Genomic DNA, 26,858 nt, shown 5'->3' with positions numbered 1-26,858 from the left:
GAGGGTGTCTATGGACGGGGAAGGGAGTCAGCGGTTATTGCAGCCGGGCGAGATCCGTCTGGCCAGAAGTGTCTTCGGTAATAGTATTGAATACCATAAAGTCTGGGTGCATCACGAAAGCTATTTCCCGTTTGGCTTACAGCCGCAAAGTGCGGGAATGGCCCCCGATGGCGAGCTCTATTTTCGCGAATGGTACCGGAACGATTTTTCGCGAGAGTCGCATCCTTTTCAGCATATTTTCATTCATGAACTCAGCCATATCTGGCAGCGTAACCGCGGCATGAATGTGCGTGTAAATGGCTTAGTCAGTGGGCTGGTGAGTTATCGCTACCATTTAAATGGGCGACCTTTACGACGTTATTCGATGGAACAGCAGGCACAAATCATTGCCGATTATTTCATTCTCAAAACTTACGGCTATGCTTCCTGGATGGCATTAAGAGCGAGAGGCGATGTGACGCTTGACGGGGATCTCCGTGAGTCCCGCATGTTGCCTGAATATCAAAAAACGTTGCAGGGGTTTCCATGGTGCTAAGAAAGGGGATAACACGCGGTATGTTATTACTGGCGTCCCTGCTGGCACTGACTGGCTGTCCGGGCTCAGGCGACAGGCTAAGGCCCGATGAAACCACCTCGGTGAGGCGTACAGCGAATAATGAAGTCTGTTTTGCCGTTCATCATGCGGGAGATTACCAGCCGGTATTTATCTCTATTAATCCGCGCAATATTCCGCCCCCGAAACATAAATATACTTTGATGCCGCCCTTAAAGGTGAAAGATGCGCAACTGTGTATTCCGCCCTCTTTCTATACTTTCGCCAGCGACGGGCAATTTATCGTTAAGTACATCCTCAAATCGAGAACCCAAAGCCCGCCGACACGCAGCGTAGTGGTAGGGGTTGACGTTTCAAAAGGGGAAATAAGTGTCTTCCCCTTAGCAAACAGTGAAATCACTCGCTAAAGGATGAAAGTAAGACGGAACAGCAAAAAGGAGGCTCCATGGCCGATTCTCTGGCGCTGGCGGCAGGCCAGCTTTCTCTTAATGCATGGCAGGGGAAGTGGGATGAGGCCCTGGCTGTCCTCGAACAATATCCCTCGCTGATTAATCATGTTTCGCAGAAAAAAGGCTATTCCGCGTTGCATCAGGCCGCGTGGCACGGTGCGGATTTAACGGTCATTGGACGCTTGTTGCAGTACGGCGCGGATACCCAGCTCAAGACGCACGATAAACAGCAAACGGCGTATGACATTGCCGTTAAGAAGCATGCGCAGCGTGAGGATCTGCGGTTTGTGCTTTATCCGGCCTCGCGAACACTCGCCCAGTTGATGCGTAAGATTTTCGCCCAGGGCATGCCGGAGTTGATGAATTATCCCGATAAATTGCTGATGGACAATCTGGTGATGTTGCTTAGCGATGAAGAGTGTGTTTCGCCAACGGCCAGTGCGAAGGAGCGCTTTTATGGCGCCTTTATGGCGATGACGGGAACATCGCTCTCTACGCCCTTTGTACGCCACGCCTCGATTCCCCCGCACTGGTGGGTGGATACCGACTACTGGCGTGATGAATTTTTACCCCAACTCCTGGCGCTGGAAAAACGCAAATCATGCATTCCGCTGGAACACAGTTGGGCAACGATTGGCGATCTGCTGACACCGGACCACTCTGGTTGGGGACTCAGAGGCGACCCCTGGTTATGGATGGAGATGCGCAAATCGTTATCCCGTGTCCCGCTGCCGGACACGCTAAAAGAGCTGACCGCGCTGCTGCGTAACGTTGTGCTCGCGCGAACCAATTCATCCATGCTTGATGACGATGCGGTCTATATCCCGCGTTTTTGCCGCGGCGGTATGAGCAGCGGCCATATTTCACTGCGTTTCTGGGAACAGAAAGCCATCCCCTCCATTGTGCAGCGCGCCGGGTGGCTAAGGGAGATGTGGGGGGCGGGGGAGCGGGGGTAAGATGCATCTTGTTCACGAAATATGTTTGTTCATGCTGCGTGAACAATGGTCATTCGTGAACAAGAAGGTTCAGTTAACGCCTTTCAATGCCGTCACAACGTACTTGCGATTGCACCGGTAAAGGGTGTTTATACCTGTTTCCAGCATACCGAGCGAAGAGGCTATTATGTAAACAGATGGGCAGGATGCCAGATACATGTCATTTCAAAAGAGCCTTTTGAGGAAGCGGCAAAGCGAAATCCTAATGACGCCTTAGCCATACGGGCGCTGTACCGCTTAGTGTGTGAGATAGACTTCTCTTCTCCGACTGAGATGAAAGCGCTGATACCGAGCCTGGATAATTTTAAGTACCGGAATAAATCGTGGTTTCTGGATGTTGGAGGCAACAATCTGAGGGTTATCGCCTACATCGATTTTGTGAATAAACGCTTCATGTGAAGCATATTACTACCCGCGCTGAATACGACAAGTTGACCAGCACAAGTTGTCTTATGCTGACCTGAAAGAGGAGATCGGCTCTAAATCACTGGTGAGCCAGATCCTATCCGGCCGTCGTTCTCTGACTATCGCTCACATTAAGGCCTTATCCGCGCGTTTTGGCGTGAAACCAGAATGGTTCTTTTAACCGTCATAAACGAATGAGGCCGCTTTTCTCCCTCTCCCTTTCAGGGAGAGGGCCGGGGTGAGGGTGATAACTAATTGCTACATCAACAAATTTCCCCTCACCCTAACCCTCTCCCCAGAGGGGCGAGGGAACCGCCCGAGCTATTTTTTAGGTTTGTCAGCAGTCTGAGACCGACCGTGGGCGGCCTGCCATCACCGGGCCATGTGTTTCGCGGCCATGTCACCAGCAGCGATGCCGGGGTGTTAGCCGGGCAGCAAGCGGTTAACGGTGAGCTGTCGGAACCGGAAACCTCCAACCGCTGGGTGCGTGATGCGCAGCGCATGCGTATTCATGTGGCGCTGGATGACGCCTTGCCCAAATCCCTGCCGACCGGCGCGCGCGCCACCGTGCAGCTATATAACAGCGAAGGGCCGTTTGCCCGCTTCTTCTCGGGGCTGCAAATCCATCTCGTCAGTTGGCTGCACTATGTCTATTAATACCCTCGCGCGCGTCTTTACGCCGCACGGCAACATCGTCTATACGGCGAATGATTTTCGCCAGACGCTGCGCATTGTGTTTGCCGGGATGATCGCGCTGAGTATCTCGAGCTTTTACAACACCAGCTATGGCGTCTTTTATGTCGTCTACCCGGTGATGTTGCTCTCGCTGGTGCCGGTGTTTAACCGTCACGTGGCGAAGCAGTTTATTTTTAGCGCAGTGCTAAATTGCGTCGAAATGGTGCTAATCATCGGCTATTTGTCGAAATGGCCGCTGATGATGACGCTGGTGGTATTCGGCCTGTATGTGATGCGTTTTCGCTTTATGAGTAAGGGGCCGCTGTTCCTGTTTGGTTCTGCCGGGGTGGTGTGTCAGAGCACGATGCTCAACTTTATGAGCTACCCGACCAGCGACTGGCACACGTTGATTTTCTCCAATATTGAAGCCAGTGTGATGGCGGTAGCGCTCAGTGCGCTGATGAATTACCTGATCCCGGATGTGGCGCCGCGTAATCTGCCGCCGCGGATCGAAAAAAACGATGCCCGCGTGCGGCATGAGTCCCTGCTCTCCGGGACCGTGGCGACGATGATTTTTGTCGTGTTCCAGATAAGCGATCTCAGTGATTCGCTGTCAGCGCTGATGGCGGGTATTTTGATCCTGTTCCCGATGCATTATCGCGGTGCGGTGATGAGTTCGTTGTGGCGTGTGGTGGGGGTGATTCTCGCCTGTCTGTATATCCTGCTGGTGCAGTTGATTCTCTACAATCACAGTAGCCATATGTTGTTGATGATGCCGCTGATAGGCCTCGGGCTGGCGTTTAGCGCGCGACTGCACGTGATGGAAAAGGTGGGGGCGGGCGTCGGTTTTTCCAGCGTTACCACCATCGGCATTATGTTCGGGCAGAACCTGCACCCGGATACCGACCTAGTGTTTAGCGATCTTTATCGCATTGTGTCGGTGACGGTCGCTCTGTTGGGCACACTAACGATGGTGTTTCTGGTGCATCTGATCTTAAACCGTTTCGAGGCGACGCGGTTTGTGGTCGAAGATCAGTAGATTTTTTTCAGATCCATCTCTTCCTGAATGCGTTCGCTGTAAGCGGCGTGCGTGCGGATGGCTTCATCGATCCCGGCGTTAAACAGCGTCGGGCCGATATTTTCAATGACGAAATCGACAAAGAATTCGGCGTCGAATTGTTCCAGTTCGAGGTCGAAGTTGTCGGTGCAGTAGCGTTGCAGTTTTTCGCGAAGCATCTCGCGTTCGCTGTGGCTGAGATCGATTTTGCTCATCGGGCTTCCTGGTAAGAAAAAAAGGCATCATAGCAGAGCTTCGCAGTAACGCGCTCCCGGATGGCAGCGCAAGCGCCTTATCCGGGCGACGACGCATACACCGCCACCTGCTCAAACGCTTCTCCCTCGCAGCGGTAAATCGCCTGGGTCGCGCCGGGCAGCACCCACTGCTGTTCGGTACCGGGCGGGCACTGCAGACGAATGCATAACCCGCAGCCGCCGCGCAGGGTGCGCGGGATATCCGCCACGCGAAACGACACGCCGGATGCCTGCAACAGTTTGCGGGTCTGCACGACGCCTACGGTGGAGTGAAATAAAAACAGGAACTCTTCCATCAACGTCCCCTCTGGCGCTGACCAATCAGCGCCGCGCCAATCGCCCCCGCGTATTGAGCATCGTCATGGGTATGCACCGCCATCTTCAGATGCTCACTCAGCATGGCACGGAAACGGGCGCAATGGCTTACGCCGCCGGTAAACAGCAGCGGTCCCTGAGTGGTGAGCCGCGATATAAAATGGCTGCTGCGTCGTGCCATCGCATTGATCACACCCGCCAGAATCGCCTCGGGAGCAACGCCCGCTGAGCGCAGGCTGATCACTTCTGATTCGGCGAACACGGTGCACATGCTGGTCAGCGGATGCGGCGCGATGCCGTCGGTGATCCCGTCCAACGCCTCCACCGTAGTACCCAGAGTGCGTGAAATGACGTCCAGAAAGCGCCCTGTTCCGGCGGCGCATTTGTCGTTCATCAGAAAATCGGTGAGATTGCCCTGTTCATCAAGCTGGATAACCTTGCTGTCCTGACCGCCGATATCAATGACGGTGCGTGCCTCCGGCAACAGCAGGCGCGCGCCCAGCCCGTGACAGGAAATCTCTGTTACCTGCTTATCAGCAAAATCTACCAGTTGCCGCCCGTAGCCGGTAAGCGTCAGGAAGGGCTTTTCCTCCAGACCAGCCCGCAGTGTCTCCCAGGCGTCATGAATGCTGTCCGCCGGGCGAAACGATGTCGGGCAGAGGAAACGCCGGACAATGGTGTTCCCCTCCAGCAATATCCCTTTGGTGGTGGTTGAACCGGAATCAATACCTATCGTGAACGTCACCCTGACCCCTTAGAGCATCTCGATAAACGCGGCGACACGGGTGCTGAGCTGCCCGATATCGGCGGTGGAGTAATCCGTCTCAATCGCCATGTAGGGAATGTTGTGCTGCTGGCGCACGTGGCATTTGATGGCGAGCGATTCCACCGCGTAGGTGTGGCAGGCCTGCAAAATCACGTCCACCACGCCGTCGGCCTGGTACTCTTCGACCATCTGGCTCAGCAAACGCAGGCGTTCGGTATTAGGTGAAATGCAGGAGCAGCCAATCGCCAGATATTTGTCGGTCAGCGCGTCGTAGACATCACCGTCCTCCGCCACATTGCGTTCGGTAGCTTTCGCCCCGGTGCAGTTCTCGTAGCCCACTACCCAACCGCCGTTCTCTTCAATGGCACGCACCACTTTTTCGGCCGCGCCGCCAATCGGGCAGCCGGTGATCAGGATGCGCGGACGGGATTCCAGCCGCTTGCCCTGTTCCCACTCGGCCTTCACGCGGGCGGTCATCTCATTGAGCTCGGCAATCAATGCGTTTTTATCGAAACGGAAGGTCGCGCCGTACACCACTTTCAGGATGTCGGCCCCGCTCAGCGCGGGCGGATTTAACTGCCCCAGACGGTAGAAATCAGCCGTTGCCTGACGTTCACGGTTTTTCAGTACGATGGCCTCGCGCAGGGCGGTTTCGCTGATCGGCTGGCCGAAGCGCTCCTCGATGTGCTTTTGCAGGCGCAGAATTTCCGATTTCCACAGCGCCCGGGAGGCGTCATCCGTCGCGCTGTTAGGCAGTTGCATTACGTGGACGGCTTTGAAATCTGCCATGTATTCGTACATTTTTTTCTTGCCGTCGCAGGTGGTTTCGCCCACCACCAGGTCGGAAAAATAGAAGTACGGACATTTGTCGGTTTTACCGAAACCATAGCTACTTTTAATCAGCGGGCAGAGATTACGCGGCAGATCTTTTTCCGCTTCTTCAATGGTTTCGTCGTTGGTGGAGCACAATGAGACCACGACTGCTCCCGCGGCCATCGCGATTTCCTGCGGCATAAAAGTACAGTAGGTGCCGACCAGCGGGATCCCCTGTTCTTTCAGTTCCATCACGGTGAGAAAACCTTTCTGGCGGGCGTCGGAGAATTGCTCAAATACTTCCGGAAGTTCTGTAATAAGAGACATGATTTTTCCTTCCCCGTAACACGGGAGACAATGAAAAAAGAGGCGGTCTGCTGCCGCCGAAGGAAGAATTATAACCTTATTGAATATATGGAATTGTTGATCTGCCGCGAGATTAGCGGCATTGAGCGCTTTCGTACTGCTGTACCCGTCGCACCAGACGGTTGAGGCAGAGTATGGCAACGCCGCCTGTAACCAGCGCCAGCAGATGAAATGGAATGCGCCCGCCGCCGGAGAACCACAGCCAGCGTGCGCCCTCAATGGCGATCGCCACGGTGCTCAGCACCACGATATTGAGCGACGCCGACACAGTGCCTTTCGGTAAGTTATTCGTAAATAGGGTAAAACGAAAAAGGGTCGAGAAAATCAGCCCGATACCAAAGCAATAGATACTGGTGCCGGTAACCGACCAGAACCAGAGGTGCGGAAAGAGCAGATTGCCGGCGAGCAATGTCACCAGCCCGATAAGCTGGATGGGCACGGTACGACGGATATAACGCGGATTGGTCGGATCTTCCACAAAGCGCATCACCACGATATTGGCGGCGATCAACGCGCCAAAGACCGGGATCTGCGCCCAGGCGAATTCCGCCGTAGTCATGCCACCTGCATCGATCAGAATCACCGGGGAGACGGCCACCCAGGACATGAGCGGAATGTAATAGAGCGCGAGCGTGGCGGCCCCGTTGAGGAACACGCGGTTGCGAAATACCGCGCAAAAGTCATGGACGACGCTCATTGCCCGTAGCGGCGTCTCCTGCCTTTTAACGGTTTCCGGCATCGCCAGCATCAGCCCAAGCCAGGCCACAAAACCGAGGACGGCAATCGCCGCGAAAATCACCTTCCAGTGGACAAAATGCATTAACGCAGCGCTGCCAAGGGGCCCAATCACCGGGGCCAGCAGCACCGCCGAGGTGATAAGCGACATCAGCTTAATGGCTTTGGTCGGTTCAAAGGCTTCCTGAACGGTGACGTACCCGACCGTGGAGATAAAACAGATGCTGGTGCCCTGAATAAAGCGCGCCGCCAGGAACTGTTCAAAGGTGGTGGTGAACAGCGTGGCGATACAGGCAAGGGTAAAGATAAGCGCCCCGGTCAGCAGCACCGGGCGGCGACCAATTCTGTCGGACAGTGGGCCTAACGCCCATTGCAGCGCCATGCCACCTGCCATATACAGGCTGACTGAGAGCGGGGCGAGGCTGACATCGCCATCAAAATCGCGCACCACCTGAATGATGCCCGGCTGGATCATGTCGGTGGTGAGGTAGGCGGCAAAATCGTACAGCACCAGCGCCATCGGGAAGATAAAGACCCCGGCGTAACGGGCGAAAAATGCGGGCTTCCATGACATAACAGTCTCCTTTTACGGTTTTTCTTACCGCGCTCTTCTATTGTGCGAGCAGACAATTTATATGTCGACGTTAATTTTGCCTGTTTTTTAACCGGCGGGCAGTTGGCACCTTTGCGTTTCACATGTGCGCTGGCGCCGCTGGCTCATACCGGGGCCGTTTTGGGCTGCGTCATGACCAACCGCAGAAATATTCACGTTTTTTATGATATTTTATGGCGATTCGTCAGGCTTTGTTCTTTACACATCAAGCAAAGCTGACAATGGGTTGGTGGTTATCAATCAGTAAAAATTATTGAAGTGATAAAATAAAACAACGGATTCATCGGGAGAATGTTAGATGGCATCCAAAAAATTTAAAAATGCCTTTATTTCAGCAGCCATTGGTTGCTACCGCTTTTTAACGGGAAATAAGCTTTGTGGTGCAAGTGAATATAACGCAGAGCGCGTAAAAAGCATTGCCATTTTTTCTACAACAGCACTTGGTGATTTGATACTCAATACACCGGCAATCCTGGCTATAAAAGAACGGTATCCTGATGCCGCGCTGACGCTTATATCAAGCCATAAAAATAAGGCACTCGTTGAAAATAGTCCGTGGTTCGAAAATATTATTTATTGGGATCAAAAAGTTAAGAATGTATCGAGTGTCGCCAGGCGCCTTCGTGCCTGCAAACCGGATGTGGCGGTCCTGCTCCATTCCAAGAGTCCGTATGATGTGCTTTGTGCTGCTCTGGCTAAAATCCCTTTTGTGCTAAAAGATGCGTACAACGGAAGCGATCTGGCTATGTGTAAGCAGGTTACGTCGATGCCTGAAAATAATTTTCCTGGCCATTTAATAGAGCGAAAGCTAGCGTTGGTCAATTTAATGGGATGTTCTACAAAAAATATTCAGATGCAGATCCCTTATCCCGTCAAAAATATTTCAACTTCGCCAGATAAAGTGGTCGTTGGTTTCCAGTTGGGCGCTTCTGAAAAATTGCGCCAGTGGCCGGTTGAATATTTCAGAGAGCTTGCAAAATTATTGCTCGCCGCGGGAAATAATTTCGAAATAGCCCTGATCGGTTCTCCAGCCGAAAGGGGACTGGCAGAAGCTTTTCTTGATGGGTTTAGCAATCAGGAACTCGGCAGGATCAACGATTATGTCGGGAAATGCTCGTTGACCGGACTGGTTGAGTGCATTGCCGGGTTCGATGTTCTTGTTACCCCTGATACCGGGCCTCTTCATCTTGCGGTTGCCCTTAAGGTGAAAACGGTCAGCCTCTTTGTAACCGCAAATCCCGCTCATACCGGGCCGCTTCAGGATCCTGAACGTCATATCGTCATTAAGGAATCTCCCATGCAGGCGATGGAGCTTGCCGAATATCCGGAGCAGCCTATGGCAATCATTAAGCCTGAGAGAGTCCTTACCGCTGTGCAACGTGTGGTCACGGCAGAGGAAATGTAACACCTGAGCGGAGGTGAGTAATTAACATTCATGGCACTGTTTTTTGTTGCTTTTTTCACCCCGTGGGCAGCGAAAGCAGGGCGGGGATCTGCGAGAGCAGGTAAAGCACCAGGCCAATCGAGCCGCCGACCAGCGTGCCGTTGATGCGGATGAATTGCAGGTCTTTGCCAATATTCAGCTCGATCTGGTGCGACATATCGCGGGCATCCCAACTTTTCACCGTATCGCTGATATGGCGGGTGAGGAACGCGGCAAAATCCGGTGCGACGCTGTGAGCCGCCTGTTCCAGGTGTTCGTTAAGTGATGCACGTAGCGCGCCGTCCGCCAGCAGCGTTTCGCCAAACCACAGCCCGGCTTCGGTGATGCGCTGTTTAATGCGTGAATCGTCGGCCTGCATATCGGATTTCATCCAGTCGCGCAGGTCACCCCACATCTCTCCCAGATAGCGGTTAAACGCGTCATCTTCTTTCAGGTAGCGTTTAATGTTATCGGCCCTGGCGGCCATCTCCGGGTCGGTTTTCAGATTGGCGATCAGTTTCAGCACGGCTTTATCGAAGGCCCGGCGGATCTGGTGCGCGCTATCGTGGGTGACATCATCCAGCAACGTATTCACCGCCCGGGTAACCATCACGGCGCTTTGTTCACCCAGCCACTCGGTGGGCAAAATTTTGGCCTTACGCGGATGCTCCGTTTTCAGCCAGCGCACGACCTGGCTGGCGATAAAGTCCCGGCTGCTCTCTTTTTGCAGTAACAGGATCATCTGGCCGATCAGGGCATCCAGCAATACCTGGTGGCGCTGGTTTTTGGTCATGCTCTCCAGCATCAGCGCGCCGGTTTCTGTGAGATCGACTTTATCGATCGCCCGATGTACCGCGCGTTTAAGCAGGTTTTTGATGCGTGTGTCGTCTGCCAGCTCCAGAAATCCGCTCATGACCTGCATCAGGTGCTGGCCGACACGACGGGCGTTATCCGGCTGGCTGAACCAGACACCAATCATCTGCGCTGGCTGATGACGGTGAATGAGTGCCACCAGCGACTGGGTGTCGAGAAATTTTTCCTGCACGAACTGGCCGAGGTTGTCGCCAATGCGATCTTTATTGCGTGGGATAATGGCCGTGTGGCGGGAGATAAAAGGAATAGGGACACGGCGAAAGAGCGCCACCACGGCGAACCAGTCTGCCAGCGCGCCGACCATTGCCGCCTCGGCAATCGCCTTCACCCCGCTGACCCAGAAGTTGGGTGGCAGAAAAAGGGTAACGATGAAGATCGCAGCCGCGATCAACAGTAATGAGAGCGCCAGGCGTTTGGCTCGTTTGAGTTCTGTGATTTTGTTCATGGTTTAAGCATAGAGCAGAGACGCAGTTTCGCTTGGTTTTCAAAGTGAAACGTGGTGGTGACGGTTCCCCTCATCCCGGCCCTCTTCCCAAAGAGGTGAAGGCGAAAGGCAGGGCGAAAACCAAATATTGCATCTTCGTTTGCCGGGGGTATGGTAGTCGCAGAAAAGATGGATAAAGGATGCTCTGACATGACGCTTACGATGATTGCCGCTGTGATTGCCGCCCTGCTGGGGGGCGCGTTTGGCTGGCTTCTCACCCAACAGACATTTACCCGCAAAATGGCCGCGCTGGAGCATGACCATGAGCTGGCGGAGGACGAGCTGGCGGCAACCAAGAAACTGCTGCGTGAGCAGGAAGCCAAAACTGACGCGGCGCGCGAGGAAAAGCATCAGCGGGATATCGACGTCAGCGCCATGCGCCAGCAAATTAGCGATCTGAAAGGGCGAGCGGATGAGCTCTTGCAGCGTCTGGCCAGAACAGAAGCGCAACTGGAAGAAGAGCGTCGTCTGTCGGGCCAGCTCGACCATGACTATACCGAGCTGAAAACCACGCTTGAACAGCGCGAGCACCATTTCCGCGAACAGTTTGCCAGCCTGGAAGAGACCAAAAAATCCCTGTCGCGCGAGTTTGAAAATATCGCCAATAAGATTTTCGAAGAGAAGGGCAAAACCTTCACCACCACCAGCAAAAACAGCCTGGATGACATGCTTAAGCCGTTTCGCGAGCAAATTGAGGGCTTTCAGAAACGGATCAATGAAGTGCACGACGCCTCCATTCGCGGCAATGCCGATTTGAATGCGGAGATTAAAAAGGTGCTCGATGTCGGTCTGAAAATGAGTACCGAGGCGACCAACCTGACCTCGGCGCTGAAAGGCGATTCCCAACAGCGTGGTGCCTGGGGCGAAGCGCAATTGCGCCGTACCCTGGAGATGAGCGGGCTGGTGGAAAAAGAGCACTTCGAGGTGCAGAGCGCTTTTACAGACGAAAACGGACGCAGGAAACAGACGGACTACCTGATCCGCTTGCCGGACAATAAGCACATCATTATCGACAGTAAAGTGTCGCTGAATGCCTATGATCGCGCCTGTTCGGCCGAAACGCCACAAGCGCAGCAGCACGCGATGGATGAGCACATCATGGCGGTACGCCGCCACATCGATGATCTGGCGTCGAAGGATTACACCAACCTGGCGGGTATTCGAAGCCCGAGCTTTGTACTGATGTTTATGCCCATCGAAGCGGCCTATATTGAGGCGCTGAAAACGAATAAAGGGTTGTTTGAATACGGCTACCGCAAAGGGATTGTGCTGGTCTCCCATACCACGCTGATTCCGATTCTGCGTACCGTCTCTAATCTATGGATGATTGAACGCAGCAACAGCGAAGCGCGGGAAATCAGTGAACGTGCCGGGGAAATCTTCAATACCGTTTGCCTGGTGGCAGAGCGCTTAAGCAAGCTTGGCGGCACACTGACCACCGCCAGCAACCAGTACAACGCCACCGTGACCTCGTTGGTGGGTAGTCAGGGGCTGTATGGCAGAGTGGAGCGCTTTGGCAAACTCTCCGAGAAGGTCAACAAGGAGCTACCGAAGCTTGAGATTTCCCACCGTGATTTCGAGCACGAACGGATGGCGATGATCGTCGAAGCGATACAGGAGCCCACCGCTGTAGAGGGAGACGCGGCCGTACTGCCCGAAACGCCTTCGCAAGCCGTTAACGAGGGCTAAGGAATGGGTGTTTTCAGATTTCCATCCGTGTTTTTTGTGGCTACAATGTGGCTACAAAATGAATGGGGGATATATGGATTCTGTTATCCGATCGCGTATCGACAAAGAGTTGAAAGAACGAGCTGCTACCGTGCTGGAAGAGTGTGGACTGAGTTGGAGTGTGGCTATCCGCTTGTTTGCTGAGCAAATCATAAAACATGAAGGGCTACCTTTTGAAGTAACCCGTAAACCGACTGCCCGTCTGCGAGTAGCAATGAACGAAGCAGATGAAATTATTACGCACCGGCATGGACGCTTTGAGAGTGCAGAGCAGCTTATGGACAGCCTGAATCATGGTAAAAAGCAAACGGACTAACCCCGGGTGAAAAGAAACCATGAGCGCTATTTCTGCTAATTTGTCCCGCTTTCGCGACGCTATCGTCACTTTTTCCGGTCGCAAAACGCCCGGTGAGTTACCTGCGGAATTTTTGCTGGCGCAGGAGGGAAACCTCGCGCAGTACTACATCCCTTTTGATGCGGTAAATACCCGTGCGCTGGTGGTGCTGGTGGGGATAACGCCGGGATATGTGCAGTGGTATAACGCGGTAATGACAGCGCAGAAAGTGCTGCGTGAGGGCGGAGATGACGCGCTGGCGTTACGTGAGGCGAAAAAACATGGGGCCTTTAGCGGGCCGCTGCGTAATAACCTGGTCAAATTGCTGGATGGTATTGGCCTGGCACAGATGCTCTCGCTGGATTCCACGGCGCAGCTTTTTACCGACCATACCGGGCTGGTACATTGCACGTCGCTGTATACCCAGCCGCTGTTTGTCAAAGGCGTCAATTACAACGGCACGCCGCATTTTTCCCGCTCCGCGTTATTGAGAGCGTCAATTGATGAAGGATTCGCCCAGGAAGCGGCGGTGCTGAAAAAAGCGGTATTTATTCCGCTGGGGCCGGTGGCGACCGAAGGGGTAAACCTGCTGGCCAGTCGGGGCGTGCTGGACGAGGCGCGGATATTGTCGGGATTGCCGCATCCGTCCGGGGCCAATATGGAGCGGATTAGCTATTTTCTGGGGCTTAAAGCGCGCGATACGCTGTCGAGTCGCACCAATGCGGACCTGCTGGATCAGGCAAAAGCCAGTTTACTGGCGAAGGTCGGTAAACTGGTTTTTGTGTAGTATGACGTCAGGCTTTCAGCCCGGCAAAGGCGTCGCGGATTTCCTGTTCCGGCAGTTGAATGCCGATAAACACCAGCGTGCTGTGCGGCGGCTCGTCGCCCCACGGGCGGTCCCAGTCGGCGCTGTAAAGCCGCTGTACGCCCTGGAACAGCAGGCGGTTGGGCTCGCCATCAATCCACAACATGCCCTTATAGCGTAATAACTTGTCGGCAAACGACAGCAGCAGGTTTTCCATTACCCTGGAAACGTCGCTGATATCGACCGGATAATCCAGCTCCACCACAATCGATGAGACGTCGTTCTGCTTGTCCGCAATAAAGTGGAAACGTGGGCTTGAGGTGATGTTCTCTTCCAGCATAAAGCCGTTGGTGTTAAACAACTGGCCGAGATTGATATCGCCGTGGGTGACGGTATAAATCGGCGCGCGGGCGTTGATGCGGCCCAGACGTTCGCGCAGTTTTTCACTTTCACCGGCGACATCGGTTTTGGTCAGCAGAATACGGTCGGCATAGCCTATCTGCGACTGGGCGATGGTGAACTGATTCATCTGCTCATCCGCATGGACGGCATCCACCAGCGCGATCACGCCATCTAACAGGTAACGCTGACAGAGGATCTCATGGGAAAAGAAGGTCTGGATAATCGGACCGGGATCGGCCATACCGGTGCACTCGATCACCAGGCGATCAAAGGCGACGTCACCGCGATCGAGGCTATCGAGTAAATCCAGCAGCGCGTCTTCCAGCTCGCTGGAACGGGTACAACAAATACAGCCGTTGGTGAGCGTTTTGATCTGCGTGGCGCGGTCGCCAATCAGTTGATCGTCAACCGAGACTTCACCGAATTCATTTTCGATAACGGCGATTTTGAAGCCGTGCTGCTCGTTGAGGATATGACGCAGCAGGGTGGTTTTGCCGGCGCCAAGAAAACCGGTTAACAGGGTGACAGCAATCGGTGTCATGTTCTCTCCTTTAGCAGCAGCGCACGCCACCTTCTCCACTTCCGCCGTAGCGCGCTTCCTGACGTTCGCGGAAAAACTCAGTGTACGTCATCCAGGGTTTATCCGGATGATTGGTTTTCATATGTTCGACGTAGTTGTCGTAATCCGGGATGCCAATCAGCATTTTTGCCGCCTGGCCGAGGTATTTTTTGGCCTGACCTAAGTTACCAAACATAACGCATCCTGATAAGAAAAAGCCCGGTGGCGCTACGCTTTACCGGGCCTACAGAACCTTGCAGGGCGGGTAAGCGCAGCGCCACCCGCCGTTTTTTTAGTGATGTGAAGAGGTCTTCACGCCGCCTTCCGGTACCGGGACATACGGGGTTTCTTTGTCGGTACGTACGGTGTTGTTACGCACGTTCAACCAGGTCTTGATACCGTAGAAGATGATGCTGTACACGACCACCAGGAACAGAATACTCAGACCTGCGTTGGTGTAGTTATTCACCACGATATGGTTCATGTTGGCAATCTGCTGTGCGGTCAGATCAGAGCCACCGGCAGCAATCTTCTCTTTGTACTGGTTAGCCATGTACAGAAAGCCTTCCAGTTGCGGGTTGGCGCTGAACAGTTTCAAACCCAGCGCCCAGGTGGTGCACAGCAGCAGCCACAGCGCAGGAACCACGGTGACCCAGATGTATTTGGTGCGCTGCATTTTCACCAGCACCACCGTACCCAGCATCAGCGCGACAGCCGCCAGCATCTGGTTAGAGATACCGAACAACGGCCACAGACTTTTCACGCCGCCCAGCGGGTCAACCACACCCTGATACAGCAGGTAGCCCCACAGCCCAACGCAACCTGCGGTACCGATAATACCGGCGACCAGTGAGTCGGTTTTCTTGAGGAACGGCACGAAGTTACCCAGCAGATCCTGCAGCATAAAGCGGCCAGCACGGGTACCGGCGTCCAGCGCAGTCAGGATGAACAGTGCTTCAAACAGGATACCGAAGTGGTACCAGAAGCCCATGTCCGCCATCGGCATGATTTTGTGGAACACGTGGGCGATACCCACAGCCAGCGTCGGTGCGCCGCCTGCGCGGTTCAGTACGGACGGTTCGCCGATATCTTTAGCCGTTTGCAGAATCTGCTCAGGGGAGATAACAAAGCCCCAGGAGCTTACCGTTGCCGCCGCGTGCGCGGTGACATCTTTCAACTGCGCCAGAATCATCGGTGCGTTGTCGCCGCCCAGCTCATGCAGGTTCGGCATTGTGATGCCAAGGCCAGCAGGCGGGGTGTTCATTGCAAAGTAGAGACCCGGTTCAATGATGGATGCCGCAACCAGCGCCATCACCGCAACGAAGGACTCCATCAGCATGGCGCCGTAACCGATAAAACGCGCGTCGGTTTCATTCGCCAGCAGTTTCGGCGTGGTACCGGAAGCGATCAGCGCATGGAAGCCAGAGACCGCGCCACAGGCGATGGTGATAAACAGGAACGGGAACAGCGCACCTTTCCACAGCGGGCCGGTACCGTCGATGTACTGCGTGACCGCAGGCATTTTCAGTTCCGGGTTGAGGATAACAATACCCAGCGCCAGACCCACGATAACGCCGATTTTCAGGAAAGTTGCCAGATAGTCACGCGGTGCGAGGATCAGCCATACCGGCAGTAGCGCAGAGATGAAGGCATAACCAATCAGCGCGAAGGTGATGGTGGTGTCTTTGAAGGTCAGCGCCGGGCCCCAGTACGGGTCGTGGGCGATGATGCCGCCGAAGTAGATGGAGGCCACCAGCAGCACGATACCAATGACCGACACTTCACCCACGCGGCCTGGGCGCAGGAATCGCATGTAGATACCCATAAACAGGGCAATCGGTACAGTGGAGCAAACGGTGAACACGCCCCACGGGCTTTCTGCGAGGGCTTTTACCACGATCAGCGCCAGCACGGCGAGGATGATGATCATGATTAAGAAGCAGCCAAACAGGGCGATAGTCCCTGGCACGCGGCCCATCTCTTCTTTCACCATCTCACCCAGAGAGGCGCCGTTACGGCGTGAAGAGATAAACAGCACCATAAAGTCTTGCACCGCACCTGCCAGCACAACGCCTGCCAGCAGCCACAGGGTACCCGGCAGGTAGCCCATTTGCGCTGCCAGCACCGGGCCGACCAGCGGACCAGCGCCTGCGATAGCGGCAAAGTGGTGACCAAACAGGACGTAACGGTTGGTGGGGACGTAGTTCAGGCCGTCATTATTAATAACAGCCGGGGTAGAACGTGTCGGATCGAGCTTCATCACCTTTTGCGCGATGTACAAGCTGTAGTAGCGATACGCCACGAGGTACACAGAAACGGAAGCGACCACGATCCACAGCGCACTGACGTGCTCACCGCGTCGTAAAGCAATGACGGATAAGCAGAAGGCGCCGAGGATGCCGAGGAGCACCCAGGGTATATGTTTGAATAGCTTTTTAGTATCCATGTCAGACCTGATTATCAAGAAAAATGAAATCGGAGTTGATGTGTTAAAAGACGGCCTTGCTGGTGACGATCATGGCAAATTACAAGCGTAAAAAGGGCGCGATCTGATTGAGTGGTATGAATAGCGGGGTAAGCGGTCAGCTAAGCGGATAAGCGGTTTTATACGGCGCTAAGCGGCTGAAAATATGTGATAAGGATCACGTGGAGCCGCGGGCTCGCAGGCGTTGATAAAAAGGGCCTGCGAGCAAACGGTCAGATCACGATATAGCAGTAGGGAGTATTTTCGATAGGGGCCAACAGTACGTGCTTCTCTCTGCTTTTGGTCTGGTAATATTTATCCTGGAGGTAATTATCAATCAGTGCGTCTAACCGCTCAGCGTCAATGGTTCGCGTAATACCTAAGGTCCAGAAGCTGCGCAGATCGATCTCAGAACGCCTTATTTTTGCTGATTTTTCAAGGTCGAGGATCATATTTCTGACGCAACTGGTGGGGTCAATATTTTGCTTTATTTCCAGAGCGATGTAGCTATCCACCGTCCAGCCTTTTTTCCTCAGCAAGAAGTCAGTGCGCAGTGAATCGCGCTGCGGATGCATGCGTTTGTCGCACTCCAGGCTGATCTCGCGCCACCATTCGTGGTCGGTGGAAGCCAGCAGGTTAGCGAACTCAATTTGCATCCAGATTTCCCAGCCGGAAATATTATGCTGGTCGATTATATTCAATTTTTGCTGAATATCCTGGCGAGTGAAAAACAAATGTAACAGAGTTGATAAATGATCAAAATCGCGGTTAATCACTTTTAAGTCCTTGAGTTAAAAGAGGTAACCTATTAAAGCAGTGAGTCGCTTAAGGGGGAAGATTATTCTTAATGCCAGAGGGAATTATCCAGTTTTTCGGCTTTTAAAGTGAAATTTTTAGCGAAACGTATTATTCCATGCTCGTTTATTTCCTTTATATCGACGTTTTAGACTAAATACTGTGGATGCTTACTGTTTACTCGACGTTCGTCTTTAGACAAATGCTCAATACGATCCACCATAAAGTTTTCTCTGGTCAGGCCGAAAAACTGTTACCTGGCTAATGGAAGATAGAAAACATGTTGAATCGTATGAAACTTGTCACCAGTTTACTTTTTGTACTGGGACTTTTTGGTCTTTTGCAGCTCACATCTGGCGGCTTATTCTTTAACGCACTTAAGCACGACAAAGAAAACTTCACTGTGTTGCAGACTATTCGTCAGCAGCAATCCACGCTCAACGCCAGTTGGGTGGCGCTTTTGCAGACGCGTAACACGCTCAACCGCGCCGGGATCCGTTACATGATGGATCAGAACCAGATTGGTAGCGGTGCAACGGTGAACGATCTGATGCAGATCGCCAGCAACTCGTTAAAGCAGGCGGAAACGCACTGGAAAGAGTATCAAGCTTTACCTCGCGATCCGCGCCAGAACGAGGCTGCGGCAGCGGAAATCAACCGTACTTATGATATTTACCACAATGCGCTGGCTGAGCTGATTCAGTTGCTGGGCGCAGGCAAAATCAATGAGTTCTTTGATCAGCCGACGCAGGGCTATCAGGACGCCTTTGAGAAGCCGTACCTTGACTACTTGCAGCAAAACGACCGTCTGTATGCTATCGCGGTCGAAGAGAGTAACGGCTCTTACTCCACTGCCGTATGGATAATTATTAGTGTCCTGTTGGTCGTACTGGTGGTGATTGTCGCTGTATGGCTGGGCATTAAGCGTGGTGTTATCGGTCCGATGAATCATCTGATTGAAAACATCCGCCATATTGCCGGTGGCGATCTGGAACAGACTATCGATGTGCACGGTAGCAACGAAATGGGCCAACTGGCCTCCAGCCTTCGTCATATGCAGGCTGAGCTGGTGCGTACCGTAGGCGATGTTCGTAACGGTGCCGATGCCATTTACAGCGGCGCAAGCGAAATCTCTGCAGGTAACAACGATCTCTCTTCCCGTACTGAACAGCAGGCTGCTTCGCTGGAAGAGACTGCCGCCAGTATGGAAGAACTGACCGCAACGGTGAAACAGAACGCCGAAAACGCCCGTCAGGCCAGTCATCTGGCGAAAAGCGCATCCGATACCGCGCAGAAAGGCGGTAAAGTGGTGGATAACGTTGTGCAGACAATGCGTGACATTACCGCCAGTTCGCAGAAAATTGCCGATATTATCAGCGTGATCGATGGCATTGCTTTCCAGACCAACATTCTGGCGCTGAACGCCGCGGTAGAAGCCGCACGTGCTGGCGAGCAGGGGCGTGGCTTTGCGGTGGTTGCTGGGGAGGTTCGTAACCTGGCCCAGCGCAGTGCGCAGGCGGCGCGTGAAATCAAGAGTCTGATTGAAGACTCTGTCGGTCGTGTTGAGCTGGGCTCTACGCTGGTGGAAAGCGCCGGTGAAACCATGGACGAGATTGTCAGTGCGGTAACCCGCGTCACCGACATCATGGGCGAAATCGCCTCTGCCTCCGATGAGCAGAGCCGTGGTATCGATCAGGTGGGTCTGGCTGTAGCAGAAATGGACCGTGTGACCCAGCAGAACGCCTCACTGGTAGAAGAATCTGCCGCTGCGGCTGCCGCGCTGGAAGAACAGGCCAGCCGTCTGACGCAGGCGGTTGCCGTGTTCCGTACCCGTCGCGTATCCCGCGAAGCACCGGTTGCGGCATCCACGCTGAAAACCCCATCTGCAAGCCCAATGCCGCGTAAAGCGGCGGTTGGCGACGAAAACTGGGAAACCTTCTGATAAACCTCGCGCCCTGCTGACGCGGGGCGCACTTTATCTTTTTTCATCGTGCTATCCTTGGTTTTTCCGCCCGGAGGAGCACTATGAATCTGACCGCCGTTTCTGCCCTTCACTACAGTAGCGAGCAGCTTTCTGCTTTTTTAGGGGAGTGCTTTGAAGGCTACCGTATTCCCATCTCTCTTACCCCTGAGCGTTTTGCGCTGCGTTTCGGCGCAGAAGATATTAGTCTGACCGACTCTTGTGTCTGGTGGGAAGGCGAAAAGCTTGTGGCTATTGCCCTTATCACCCGGCGTACCGAATCCGCGCGGCTGGCCGCCTTTGCCCTGCGCCCGGCATACAGGGGGAATGGGGTAAGTAAGCGGCTGTTGGTGCCCTTAATTGACAGGTTGAAGGCAAAGGGCGTTCAGCAGATGTGGCTGGAGGTGCTTGCAGACAACCAGACGGGGATCGGTCTGTATCGGTCAGTGGGTTTTGAGCAACAGCGGGTGCTGCGGGGCTATCAGGGCAATACGTTTACCGCTATCCCAGAGAACCTGTTGCGGGAGTGCAATCCCCTTGAGCTGCTCTGGCGATCCGTGGCTGAGGTAAAGAACACGCTACCCTGGCAGCTTGATCCTCTTTGCGTCATTACCCTTCCTTGCCGGGCTTTTGAGTATCGTAAGCATGCGTATGCGGCCATTTCAACGCTGATGGATGCTCCGCAACTGCGCTTTCTTTATGTCGAGCCGGAGTACCGCCACAAAGGCTTTGCCCGTGAGATGCTGATCACCCTCAATCATCACTTCCCTGGATTAACGACCAGTGTGGCGGTGCCGGAATCCTTCACCCCGCTGTTTTCCTCTGCGGGGTATTGCACGATGAACATCAGTCAAATTGAAATGCGGGCGATGTTGTAATCGCCCGTTTGTTCGTTAGTTTTGCTTCGGATCGCTGATCGGTTGGCGAACCAGCACCACATAAGCAATGGCGCCGAGGACTGTCACGCAGCCGCAGATAATCAGCGCCAGACGGAATGACTGGGTCGTATCGACGATAAATCCGGTGACAATCGGTGCAAATGAGGCGCAGATAAAGCTCGCGAAGTTCTGGATACTGCCTACTGAGGCGGTCATTCTTGATGCCACTGCGACGTGGATCAATCCCCAGCATGATGTGCCCGCAAAGTGGATGCAGAACAGCGCCATGCCAATCAGCAAGACGGCGGCCATGGAGGTTGTGGCCTCCGGTACGACGAAAGTAAAAGCGGCGGAGCAGAGCATCCCGGTGATGATACTGATTTTGCGGCTTTTGATCGGCGCCATACCGCGCTTTACCAGCCAGTCGGTGACGTAACCGTTGGTCAGCATCCCGGCGGCGCCAAACAGGAAGGGGATCGCGGCCATCATGCCGGTACTTTTCAAATCGAGATTGTAAGAGGTTTGCAGATAACCAGGCAGCCAGGCAAGGTAGAGCCAGGCGGTGTAGTTGATACCGCTAAAGCCAAGCATCATGCCCCACATGGTTCGGTTACGAAACAGGCTGCGCCATTCTGCGAAACTCAGCGGATCGCGTCGGGCATTGACACTACCGGCATTCAGATAGGCCTGTTCAACGCCGGTTAGCTGCAAATCTTCGCGGTTGCGATAGAGCATATACCAGCCAATAGCGAGGAAAATCCCCAGCACGCCAATCACGATAAACATGCCGCGCCAGCCGATCATTAGCATCATTGCGGCAAGAATAGGCGGGCTAATGGCGACGCCAATGGTCGATGCGGCGTTAAAGAAGCCCATCGGGCGGCCACGCTCTTTAATGTTGAACCAGTCGTTGATGACTTTGACGCCGCACGGATTCATTGGCGCTTCACCCAGTCCCATGCCGATACGTACCAGTACGAATTGAGTAAAACTGTGCACCATGCCGGAAAGCGCCTGGAAGAGCGACCAGAAAAACATGCCTAAGCCGAGCATGATACGCGGACCTTTGCGGTCAAGCAGAGGGCCACACGGGAGCTGTCCGATACCGTAAGCCAGTGAAAAGACGGAAAGCAGGGCGCCAATTTCGGTTGCACTTAGCCCTAACTCCTGGCGAATGGTTAAATTCGCGACCGATAATGAGCTTCTGTCGAGATAATTGATAACCGCAGCAAAAAATAATAAAAGCATCGCTGTGGTTTGGATTCGCTTAATTCGGGCGCTACGTTTTAATAAGCCATCTGGCGGAACAGGAATATCCGCTTCGGTTGTTTTATCAAACGTTGTCCGTGGGTCGAGGGTAATATCGTTTTTTTCCACGCCTGACTCCAAAATGTTACTTATCTCTCTTCGCGCTTTATCAGTGAAGGAGAAAATATCAATCCCGATGCCAGATTAATAAATCTGACACCACTCACTTACATCCAGTTAATTCAGTCGACTTAATCAAAGGATAGGAGCGGTGTTATTTTTAGTTCTTTGCCTTTTAGCAGAAGCGTGCTCCCGATTGAAATTTGCTGTTTTTAATTGGTACTTAATAGTGAGCGGCAAGGGATTGCTGAATAGAACGGATCATGGATTCTTTAGCGGTATGCAGATGGTTGCGCAACGCACATGTGGCATCAAGATCGCTGCGGCAAAGCAGGGCGCTGAGGATGGTCATATGTTCATCAATGGCGATGATATTGCGCTGCTTCAGGTCACTTTCATCCCACTGATAATGAAAATGGAAGATAACGGATATGATTTCAAGTGATTGATTAAAAAAGATATTATCGGCAGCGGAAAGCAATAACGCGTGAAAATCCCGATCCAGTTGCGAAAACATGCGAAAGCTATCGCCGATACTATCGCGCAGCATACGGTGGCGTTCGAGCAGCGTTTTGGCACTCAGCCAGCGAGGGTCATCTGCGGGCAGATTCAGGAAATGCTGCAGGGCATGGGTTTCCAGCATCTCCCGCAGTTCAAAAAGCTGTTCGGCGTAGCGCTGGTCGAACTGTTTCATGCTCCACTGGCCGCGTTTTTCATTCTCAATGAGATTATAACGGCCAAATTTGAGCAAATATTCCCGTACCACCACCGGGCTGACACCTGCCGCACGCGCCAGTTGTAGCTCGGAAAAAGATTCGCCTGCGCGCAGCTGGCGCTGGTTAATCATGGTAAAGAATGCTTGCTCAAAGAGACGATTCTGCTCGGCCAGCGGCGCGCTGATGCAGTTGAAGCCATCGTCCTGCGTCGGTTTGCGGATAATGCACCAGGCGCCTTCGGACTTGACCAGAACCCCGCACTCACACAGATGCGACAGCAGGTGCCGTACGGTTGTGCGGCTGATGTTATACATTTCTGCCAGCGCGTTTTGCGTGGGCAGCGGGGATGGAATATGACCACGCGCCATATCATCAATCACCTGATTAATTACGTTATGGCGTAAGTTTTGCGAACGGCTCATCGTGTCTCCTGTTTTTTATTATTAAAAACCTATTTAAAACATTTTTATGGGCTGAGTTTCACAATTCAGCACGCCGGTTTCGTTTTGTTTCTGCTTTTCCCTGATATCTGGAGCAACAAGAAATACGGGAGAATGAATAATGACCACAATGAATACACTGGTATGCCAGGAACCAAAAGTAATGATTTGGAAAAAACGTGAAATTCCAATGCCTGGCGATAATGAAGCGTTAATAAAAATAAAAACAGTAGGGATATGTGGAACGGATATTCATGCCTGGGCAGGTAATCAACCTTTTTTTAGTTATCCACGTGTTTTAGGCCACGAAATATGTGGCGAGATTGTTGGTCTGGGGAAAAAAATAAACCATTTGCATAATGGTCAGCAGGTTGCGGTTATTCCTTACGTTGCCTGTCGTAAATGCCCGGCCTGCCGTAGTGGGCGCACCAACTGCTGTGAGAACATCTCGGTGATCGGTGTGCATCAGGATGGCGGCTTTAGCGAGTTCCTGAGCGTGCCGGTGGCAAACCTGCTGGTGGCCGAGGGCATCGACCCGGAAGCCGCCGCATTGATTGAACCTTATGCGATCAGTGCCCATGCGGTGCGCCGTGCCGCGATCCAGCCAGGGGAACAGGTGCTGGTTGTGGGGGCGGGGCCAATCGGGCTGGGGGCGGCGGCTATTGCCAACGCCGATGGCGCGCAGGTGCTGGTTGCCGACACCTGCGCGGCCCGCCGTGCACATGTCGAAAAACATCTGGATCTGGTGACCCTCGATCCTTCCTCGGCAGATTTTGAAGCCCTTTTGCGCGCCGCCTTTGGCGGTTCGCTAGCGCAAAAAGTCATTGATGCAACGGGTAATCAGCAGGCGATGAATAACACGGTGAACCTGATTCGCCACGGCGGCAGCATCACCTTTGTGGGGCTATTTAAAGGGGATTTGCAGTTTTCCGATCCGGAATTCCACAAAAAAGAGACCACCATGATGGGTAGCCGTAACGCGACGGAGGAGGATTTTGCCAAAGTCGGGCGTTTGATGGCGGAAGGGAAGATCACCGCACAAATGATGTTGACACACCGCTATGCGTTTCACGCGCTGGCAGAAATCTACGAACAGCAGGTGATTAACAACCGCGAATTGATCAAAGGGGTTATTCATTTCTGAGTGCCTTTCGGCACTCAGGTGTTGTGGCTTGAGGCAGAGGCTGTCGCGGGGTATTCATCCGCCAGCGGAGGATAGGTTGCAAAGACAGGCAGCAATAACGATTGCTATTCAGCGCCCAGGGTATTTCGGGCGCATTTTTTTATCCTGCGGATTCAACGACTTTGATTTCCACCATCCCGATACCGAGTTTACGTGGAGAGTGGCCGAGAATATTCCCCTCATTGGTCGACTCGGGTTCCGGCGGCACAATTACCAGCGTATTGCTGCGTGTCGGGTTGTTGAAACGTAACGTGGTAGTGGAAACATCGTTGCCCAGCATCAGCGTTTGTTCCTCATCGCCGACTCTTACCGGAATAGGGCGGTTGGCGTTTGCACCATAGGCTTTTGCGGTGATCACCAGGTCAAAGGATGCTGGCAACGGGTCATTAAATTCAATTTCGACTTCGTTGCCGAGCTGCGCATTCGACCAGCGTCCCCAGCTTTCCGGGCGAGAAATACCGCTGAATTTTTTCACTTCCTCAGGCGCGCCTGCCACGTTGAAGACAAAGCTGTCGGCTTTGTAGCGGATGTCGTCATCGACAATTTTGAGCATATCCACATTTTGCTTGTAACGGTCGGTGCTGATGACGGTGTCTTTGAAAGCGGTTTTGCCTTTCCACTGATCTTTGTCGACCGCCTGGACTTTCTGTTCACCGCCAAGCTGCCCTTGCGATACACACCAGTCGGTGGAAAGCACCAGCTCCGGCGCCCACAGGCGGGCCATCTTGTAGCATTGATCAACCCAGACAAAGTTATCGCGTGGGGCGAAATCGGCGAGCTGGAAACGCAGCGGCGCAGAGTATTCGCTTTCCGGGATAGGTTCGATGCGTTTTGATGACACGCGTACCAGTAGTGGAAGGCGGAAATTACTGCCGGAGAAGGCGATCATCTTTTTATCGCGATCGATAGTGAAGTCTTTCATCTGTTTTGGGAAATTCCACAGACGAATGATATCGGGCTTCCAGGCGACGATTTTCTCTTTCATATTCAGGAACTCGCCGGAAAGCGACTGCCCGGACAGGCTGCTGCGCCCAAGGCCGAGGTAGTTATCGCCACCGAGAATGTCCAGCACCGTAGCGCCGTTATCCATGGTGCTGCGTTTCACGGCCAGCGTGTCCTGCTGTGGCTCATCGCCACGCAGAACGAAAAACAGGTTCTTACGATCCTCTTTGTTCAGGTATTTCCAGGCGGTGTTGTTCATGGCCAGATGATCGGAAGAGACCACAATGACCGTATCTTTAAACCAGGGCGAGGCTTTGATTTTGTTAATCAGCGCGGCAATATGCTGTTGGCTACAGGTTACGGCGCTAAACGACTGGTTTGGTTTACCGTCATAGCTATAGCTTTTACGACTACAGGTTCGGGAGATAAAACCGTCCGGGTGGTGGGTATCGACAGTTAACGCAAACAATGAGAAACGTTGCCCGGAACGGGATAGCGCCTCGTACTTTTTCCACACTTCATCCAGCACGGTGTCGTCGTAAAAGCCCCAGTCATTGCGGTATTTCGGATCGCTTACTTCGCCTTTTAACTCTTCTGCGCCGACCAAATAGTCAAAGCCATGTGATTTAAGAAACACATCTTTACCGGCAAAGCGCAGGTTCGCGCCCTGAACAAAATAGTTCTGGTAGCCGGAGTTTTTCAGGATATCGCCAAGGCAGGTGTTCTGCGGGAAAAAGCTGGAAACGGACGCAGATGCGTTACCTTCAAACGGCGCAAACAGGGGGATACCGCACTGAGAGGCGACCATTCCGGCAATGGTGTAATCCGTACCGGGCAGTTGTTCCGTTTGCGAGAAATCCAGACCTTCTTCTTTTAATGCGCCCAGCTCAGGTGCCAGGCCGGGAAACGCCTCATCATCGAAATAGGTGCGTTCCAGACTCTCGCCGTAGATATAGACCAGGTTCAGCTTTGGATTGGGGATCTTTTTCGCCGGTTCGCGATAATATTCTGCGAAATCAGGATCGCCTTCACGAGACTGCGATTTTACGAGTTCAGTAATCTGATGAAATGCCGGGCTGGCGTCTACGGAGGCCAGTGCCATCAGCAGTGCCAGCAGGCTGTAACCGAAGTGATAAGGGCGGTGGCGACGACGGCGTAGTATCCAGGCCAGCGCGCCAAAAACCGCCGTCAGGGCGAGAACCAGAACTGCACCGGGCAGCAGATATTTGCGCACCCCCGCGCCCGTGAGGCTATTGGTCAGCGTGTAGATAACCGCATCATTGATCCCATCGCCAGTGAAGTAGTTACTGGCGTAGAGGGTGATGTTTAGCAGGACAAAGAAACCCAGCACCAGCAATATTGCAGTGAACCACCAGGTATTACGGCCCGCTTTAGAGGCGTAAATCGCCACGGACGCGAGAAATAGAACAATAGAAAGTAACTCGGACAACCGTCATTCCTCTACGACACCAGCATCCTGCTGGCATAAATCCTTTGGGGATACAATT

The 26,858-nt window shown here is 53.4% G+C and carries 24 protein-coding genes and 3 pseudogenes; 14 read left to right on the top strand and 13 right to left on the bottom strand.

Annotated features, from left to right (window positions below; genetic code table 11):
- Positions 1 to 10: 10 nt before the first annotated feature.
- From MRY16398_RS25025 to MRY16398_RS24995, 7 genes and pseudogenes are all read left to right on the top strand, one after another.
- Entirely contained in the window at positions 11 to 535 is a 525-nt protein-coding gene (locus MRY16398_RS25025) for a hypothetical protein (protein WP_039078200.1), read from the top strand.
- Positions 526 to 960 (top strand): putative T6SS immunity periplasmic lipoprotein, encoded by a 435-nt coding sequence (locus MRY16398_RS25020; protein WP_064572398.1) that lies wholly within the window; start codon positions 526 to 528, stop codon positions 958 to 960. The genes MRY16398_RS25025 and MRY16398_RS25020 overlap by 10 nt, the downstream gene beginning before the upstream one ends.
- A 38-nt stretch (positions 961 to 998) precedes the next feature.
- On the top strand, positions 999 to 1,958 hold the full coding sequence (locus MRY16398_RS30820; protein WP_197718599.1) for an ankyrin repeat domain-containing protein: 960 nt from the start codon (positions 999 to 1,001) through the stop codon (positions 1,956 to 1,958).
- 192 nt (positions 1,959 to 2,150) lie between these two features.
- Positions 2,151 to 2,461 (top strand): annotated as a pseudogene (locus tag MRY16398_RS25010) (type II toxin-antitoxin system HigB family toxin).
- Positions 2,428 to 2,583 (top strand): annotated as a pseudogene (locus tag MRY16398_RS25005) (helix-turn-helix domain-containing protein); the annotation flags it as partial. The pseudogenes MRY16398_RS25010 and MRY16398_RS25005, both read left to right, overlap by 34 nt.
- A gap of 194 nt (positions 2,584 to 2,777) precedes the next feature.
- Positions 2,778 to 3,059: pseudogene (locus tag MRY16398_RS25000) on the top strand (HlyD family secretion protein); the annotation flags it as partial.
- Complete coding sequence (locus MRY16398_RS24995) at positions 3,049 to 4,116, top strand: DUF2955 domain-containing protein (protein ID WP_125125393.1); 1,068 nt, start codon at positions 3,049 to 3,051, stop codon at positions 4,114 to 4,116. The pseudogene MRY16398_RS25000 and the gene MRY16398_RS24995, both read left to right, overlap by 11 nt.
- Here the strand turns inward: MRY16398_RS24995 and MRY16398_RS24990 are convergent.
- From MRY16398_RS24990 to MRY16398_RS24970, 5 genes are all read right to left on the bottom strand, one after another.
- On the bottom strand, positions 4,110 to 4,349 hold the full coding sequence (locus MRY16398_RS24990; RefSeq protein ID WP_039078211.1) for a DUF2164 domain-containing protein: 240 nt from the start codon (positions 4,347 to 4,349) through the stop codon (positions 4,110 to 4,112). The two genes, MRY16398_RS24995 and MRY16398_RS24990, sit on opposite strands and share 7 nt — an antisense overlap.
- A 77-nt stretch (positions 4,350 to 4,426) precedes the next feature.
- Positions 4,427 to 4,684, bottom strand: a complete 258-nt coding sequence (locus MRY16398_RS24985; protein WP_107223750.1) for a DUF3343 domain-containing protein — start codon at positions 4,682 to 4,684, stop codon at positions 4,427 to 4,429.
- Positions 4,684 to 5,448, bottom strand: coding sequence for a putative 2-hydroxyacyl-CoA dehydratase activator YjiL (gene yjiL, locus MRY16398_RS24980; protein ID WP_125125392.1), 765 nt, complete (start codon positions 5,446 to 5,448; stop codon positions 4,684 to 4,686). Before yjiL ends, MRY16398_RS24985 begins: the two co-directional genes overlap by 1 nt.
- 9 nt (positions 5,449 to 5,457) lie before the next feature.
- On the bottom strand, positions 5,458 to 6,609 hold the full coding sequence (locus MRY16398_RS24975) for a double-cubane-cluster-containing anaerobic reductase (RefSeq protein ID WP_125125391.1): 1,152 nt from the start codon (positions 6,607 to 6,609) through the stop codon (positions 5,458 to 5,460).
- Between the two features lie 112 nt (positions 6,610 to 6,721).
- Entirely contained in the window at positions 6,722 to 7,957 is a 1,236-nt protein-coding gene (locus MRY16398_RS24970; RefSeq protein ID WP_125125390.1) for an MFS transporter, read from the bottom strand.
- Positions 7,958 to 8,294: 337 nt separating this feature from the next.
- Here MRY16398_RS24970 and MRY16398_RS24965 point away from each other — a divergent pair, with 337 nt between their 5' ends.
- Positions 8,295 to 9,401 carry a glycosyltransferase family 9 protein gene (locus tag MRY16398_RS24965; protein ID WP_125125389.1) on the top strand — a complete coding sequence of 369 codons (1,107 nt, stop codon included), beginning with the start codon at positions 8,295 to 8,297 and terminating at the stop codon, positions 9,399 to 9,401.
- 55 nt (positions 9,402 to 9,456) lie between these two features.
- On the opposite strand, the gene MRY16398_RS24960 is transcribed toward MRY16398_RS24965, so the two are convergent.
- On the bottom strand, positions 9,457 to 10,737 hold the full coding sequence (locus MRY16398_RS24960) for a DUF445 domain-containing protein (protein WP_125125388.1): 1,281 nt from the start codon (positions 10,735 to 10,737) through the stop codon (positions 9,457 to 9,459).
- 189 nt (positions 10,738 to 10,926) lie between these two features.
- Here MRY16398_RS24960 and MRY16398_RS24955 point away from each other — a divergent pair, with 189 nt between their 5' ends.
- The 3 genes from MRY16398_RS24955 (at position 10,927) to MRY16398_RS24945 (ending at position 13,625) form a co-directional block, all read left to right on the top strand.
- The gene (locus tag MRY16398_RS24955) at positions 10,927 to 12,465 is read left to right on the top strand and encodes a DNA recombination protein RmuC (protein ID WP_232034362.1); all 1,539 of its coding nucleotides are present in this window, start codon (positions 10,927 to 10,929) and stop codon (positions 12,463 to 12,465) included.
- 73 nt (positions 12,466 to 12,538) lie between these two features.
- A complete protein-coding gene (locus tag MRY16398_RS24950) occupies positions 12,539 to 12,820 on the top strand; it encodes a type II toxin-antitoxin system RelB/DinJ family antitoxin (protein ID WP_172600684.1) in 282 nt (93 codons plus the stop codon).
- Positions 12,821 to 12,839: 19 nt separating this feature from the next.
- On the top strand, positions 12,840 to 13,625 hold the full coding sequence (locus MRY16398_RS24945) for a hypothetical protein (RefSeq protein ID WP_125125385.1): 786 nt from the start codon (positions 12,840 to 12,842) through the stop codon (positions 13,623 to 13,625).
- A 7-nt stretch (positions 13,626 to 13,632) separates the two neighbouring features.
- On the opposite strand, the gene yjiA is transcribed toward MRY16398_RS24945, so the two are convergent.
- The 4 genes from yjiA to MRY16398_RS24925 form a co-directional block, all read right to left on the bottom strand.
- Positions 13,633 to 14,586, bottom strand: a complete 954-nt coding sequence (gene yjiA / locus MRY16398_RS24940) for a GTPase (RefSeq protein WP_125125384.1) — start codon at positions 14,584 to 14,586, stop codon at positions 13,633 to 13,635.
- 10 nt (positions 14,587 to 14,596) lie between these two features.
- Positions 14,597 to 14,800 carry a YbdD/YjiX family protein gene (locus MRY16398_RS24935; RefSeq protein WP_039078221.1) on the bottom strand — a complete coding sequence of 68 codons (204 nt, stop codon included), beginning with the start codon at positions 14,798 to 14,800 and terminating at the stop codon, positions 14,597 to 14,599.
- 96 nt (positions 14,801 to 14,896) lie between these two features.
- Complete coding sequence (locus MRY16398_RS24930) at positions 14,897 to 17,050, bottom strand: carbon starvation CstA family protein (protein ID WP_071193572.1); 2,154 nt, start codon at positions 17,048 to 17,050, stop codon at positions 14,897 to 14,899.
- A gap of 251 nt (positions 17,051 to 17,301) precedes the next feature.
- Positions 17,302 to 17,844: a hypothetical protein gene (locus MRY16398_RS24925; protein ID WP_125125383.1), complete on the bottom strand. Its 543-nt coding sequence runs from the start codon at positions 17,842 to 17,844 to the stop codon at positions 17,302 to 17,304.
- A 299-nt stretch (positions 17,845 to 18,143) separates the two neighbouring features.
- On the opposite strand from MRY16398_RS24925, the gene tsr reads away from it, so the two are divergent.
- Positions 18,144 to 19,805: a methyl-accepting chemotaxis protein gene (tsr, locus tag MRY16398_RS24920; protein WP_125125382.1), complete on the top strand. Its 1,662-nt coding sequence runs from the start codon at positions 18,144 to 18,146 to the stop codon at positions 19,803 to 19,805.
- Positions 19,806 to 19,888: 83 nt separating this feature from the next.
- On the top strand, positions 19,889 to 20,701 hold the full coding sequence (locus MRY16398_RS24915) for a GNAT family N-acetyltransferase (protein ID WP_125125381.1): 813 nt from the start codon (positions 19,889 to 19,891) through the stop codon (positions 20,699 to 20,701).
- Between the two features lie 15 nt (positions 20,702 to 20,716).
- On the opposite strand, the gene MRY16398_RS24910 is transcribed toward MRY16398_RS24915, so the two are convergent.
- Both MRY16398_RS24910 and MRY16398_RS24905 read right to left on the bottom strand, forming a co-directional pair.
- Positions 20,717 to 22,078, bottom strand: coding sequence for an MFS transporter (locus tag MRY16398_RS24910; protein ID WP_039078226.1), 1,362 nt, complete (start codon positions 22,076 to 22,078; stop codon positions 20,717 to 20,719).
- Positions 22,079 to 22,292: 214 nt separating this feature from the next.
- A complete protein-coding gene (locus MRY16398_RS24905) occupies positions 22,293 to 23,207 on the bottom strand; it encodes an FCD domain-containing protein (RefSeq protein WP_039078227.1) in 915 nt (304 codons plus the stop codon).
- 139 nt (positions 23,208 to 23,346) lie between these two features.
- On the opposite strand from MRY16398_RS24905, the gene MRY16398_RS24900 reads away from it, so the two are divergent.
- Positions 23,347 to 24,369, top strand: coding sequence for a zinc-binding alcohol dehydrogenase family protein (locus MRY16398_RS24900; RefSeq protein WP_125125380.1), 1,023 nt, complete (start codon positions 23,347 to 23,349; stop codon positions 24,367 to 24,369).
- Positions 24,370 to 24,508: 139 nt separating this feature from the next.
- Here MRY16398_RS24900 and opgB read toward each other — a convergent pair whose 3' ends face one another.
- A complete protein-coding gene (opgB, locus tag MRY16398_RS24895) occupies positions 24,509 to 26,800 on the bottom strand; it encodes a phosphatidylglycerol--membrane-oligosaccharide glycerophosphotransferase (RefSeq protein ID WP_108702075.1) in 2,292 nt (763 codons plus the stop codon).
- Positions 26,801 to 26,858: the final 58 nt, after the last annotated feature.

The organism is Phytobacter sp. MRY16-398, from assembly GCF_003925915.1.
In the GTDB taxonomy this organism is placed as follows: domain Bacteria; phylum Pseudomonadota; class Gammaproteobacteria; order Enterobacterales; family Enterobacteriaceae; genus Phytobacter; species Phytobacter diazotrophicus.
This window is presented reverse-complemented; position numbering and strand designations above follow the sequence as displayed.

What these genes read in the sequence shown, in the direction of transcription:
- MRY16398_RS25025 (WP_039078200.1), top strand. Translation starts at nt 11, where the DNA reads ATGGACGGGGAAGGGAGTCAGCGGTTATTGCAGCCGGGCGAGATCCGT.
- MRY16398_RS25020 (WP_064572398.1), top strand. Translation starts at nt 526, where the DNA reads ATGGTGCTAAGAAAGGGGATAACACGCGGTATGTTATTACTGGCGTCC.
- MRY16398_RS30820 (WP_197718599.1), top strand. Translation starts at nt 999, where the DNA reads ATGGCCGATTCTCTGGCGCTGGCGGCAGGCCAGCTTTCTCTTAATGCA.
- MRY16398_RS24995 (WP_125125393.1), top strand. Translation starts at nt 3,049, where the DNA reads ATGTCTATTAATACCCTCGCGCGCGTCTTTACGCCGCACGGCAACATC.
- MRY16398_RS24990 (WP_039078211.1), bottom strand. Translation starts at nt 4,349, where the DNA reads ATGAGCAAAATCGATCTCAGCCACAGCGAACGCGAGATGCTTCGCGAA.
- MRY16398_RS24985 (WP_107223750.1), bottom strand. Translation starts at nt 4,684, where the DNA reads ATGGAAGAGTTCCTGTTTTTATTTCACTCCACCGTAGGCGTCGTGCAG.
- MRY16398_RS24975 (WP_125125391.1), bottom strand. Translation starts at nt 6,609, where the DNA reads ATGTCTCTTATTACAGAACTTCCGGAAGTATTTGAGCAATTCTCCGAC.
- MRY16398_RS24970 (WP_125125390.1), bottom strand. Translation starts at nt 7,957, where the DNA reads ATGTCATGGAAGCCCGCATTTTTCGCCCGTTACGCCGGGGTCTTTATC.
- MRY16398_RS24965 (WP_125125389.1), top strand. Translation starts at nt 8,295, where the DNA reads ATGGCATCCAAAAAATTTAAAAATGCCTTTATTTCAGCAGCCATTGGT.
- MRY16398_RS24960 (WP_125125388.1), bottom strand. Translation starts at nt 10,737, where the DNA reads ATGAACAAAATCACAGAACTCAAACGAGCCAAACGCCTGGCGCTCTCA.
- MRY16398_RS24955 (WP_232034362.1), top strand. Translation starts at nt 10,927, where the DNA reads ATGACGCTTACGATGATTGCCGCTGTGATTGCCGCCCTGCTGGGGGGC.
- MRY16398_RS24950 (WP_172600684.1), top strand. Translation starts at nt 12,539, where the DNA reads ATGGATTCTGTTATCCGATCGCGTATCGACAAAGAGTTGAAAGAACGA.
- MRY16398_RS24945 (WP_125125385.1), top strand. Translation starts at nt 12,840, where the DNA reads ATGAGCGCTATTTCTGCTAATTTGTCCCGCTTTCGCGACGCTATCGTC.
- yjiA (WP_125125384.1), bottom strand. Translation starts at nt 14,586, where the DNA reads ATGACACCGATTGCTGTCACCCTGTTAACCGGTTTTCTTGGCGCCGGC.
- MRY16398_RS24935 (WP_039078221.1), bottom strand. Translation starts at nt 14,800, where the DNA reads ATGTTTGGTAACTTAGGTCAGGCCAAAAAATACCTCGGCCAGGCGGCA.
- MRY16398_RS24930 (WP_071193572.1), bottom strand. Translation starts at nt 17,050, where the DNA reads ATGGATACTAAAAAGCTATTCAAACATATACCCTGGGTGCTCCTCGGC.
- tsr (WP_125125382.1), top strand. Translation starts at nt 18,144, where the DNA reads ATGTTGAATCGTATGAAACTTGTCACCAGTTTACTTTTTGTACTGGGA.
- MRY16398_RS24915 (WP_125125381.1), top strand. Translation starts at nt 19,889, where the DNA reads ATGAATCTGACCGCCGTTTCTGCCCTTCACTACAGTAGCGAGCAGCTT.
- MRY16398_RS24905 (WP_039078227.1), bottom strand. Translation starts at nt 23,207, where the DNA reads ATGAGCCGTTCGCAAAACTTACGCCATAACGTAATTAATCAGGTGATT.
- MRY16398_RS24900 (WP_125125380.1), top strand. Translation starts at nt 23,347, where the DNA reads ATGACCACAATGAATACACTGGTATGCCAGGAACCAAAAGTAATGATT.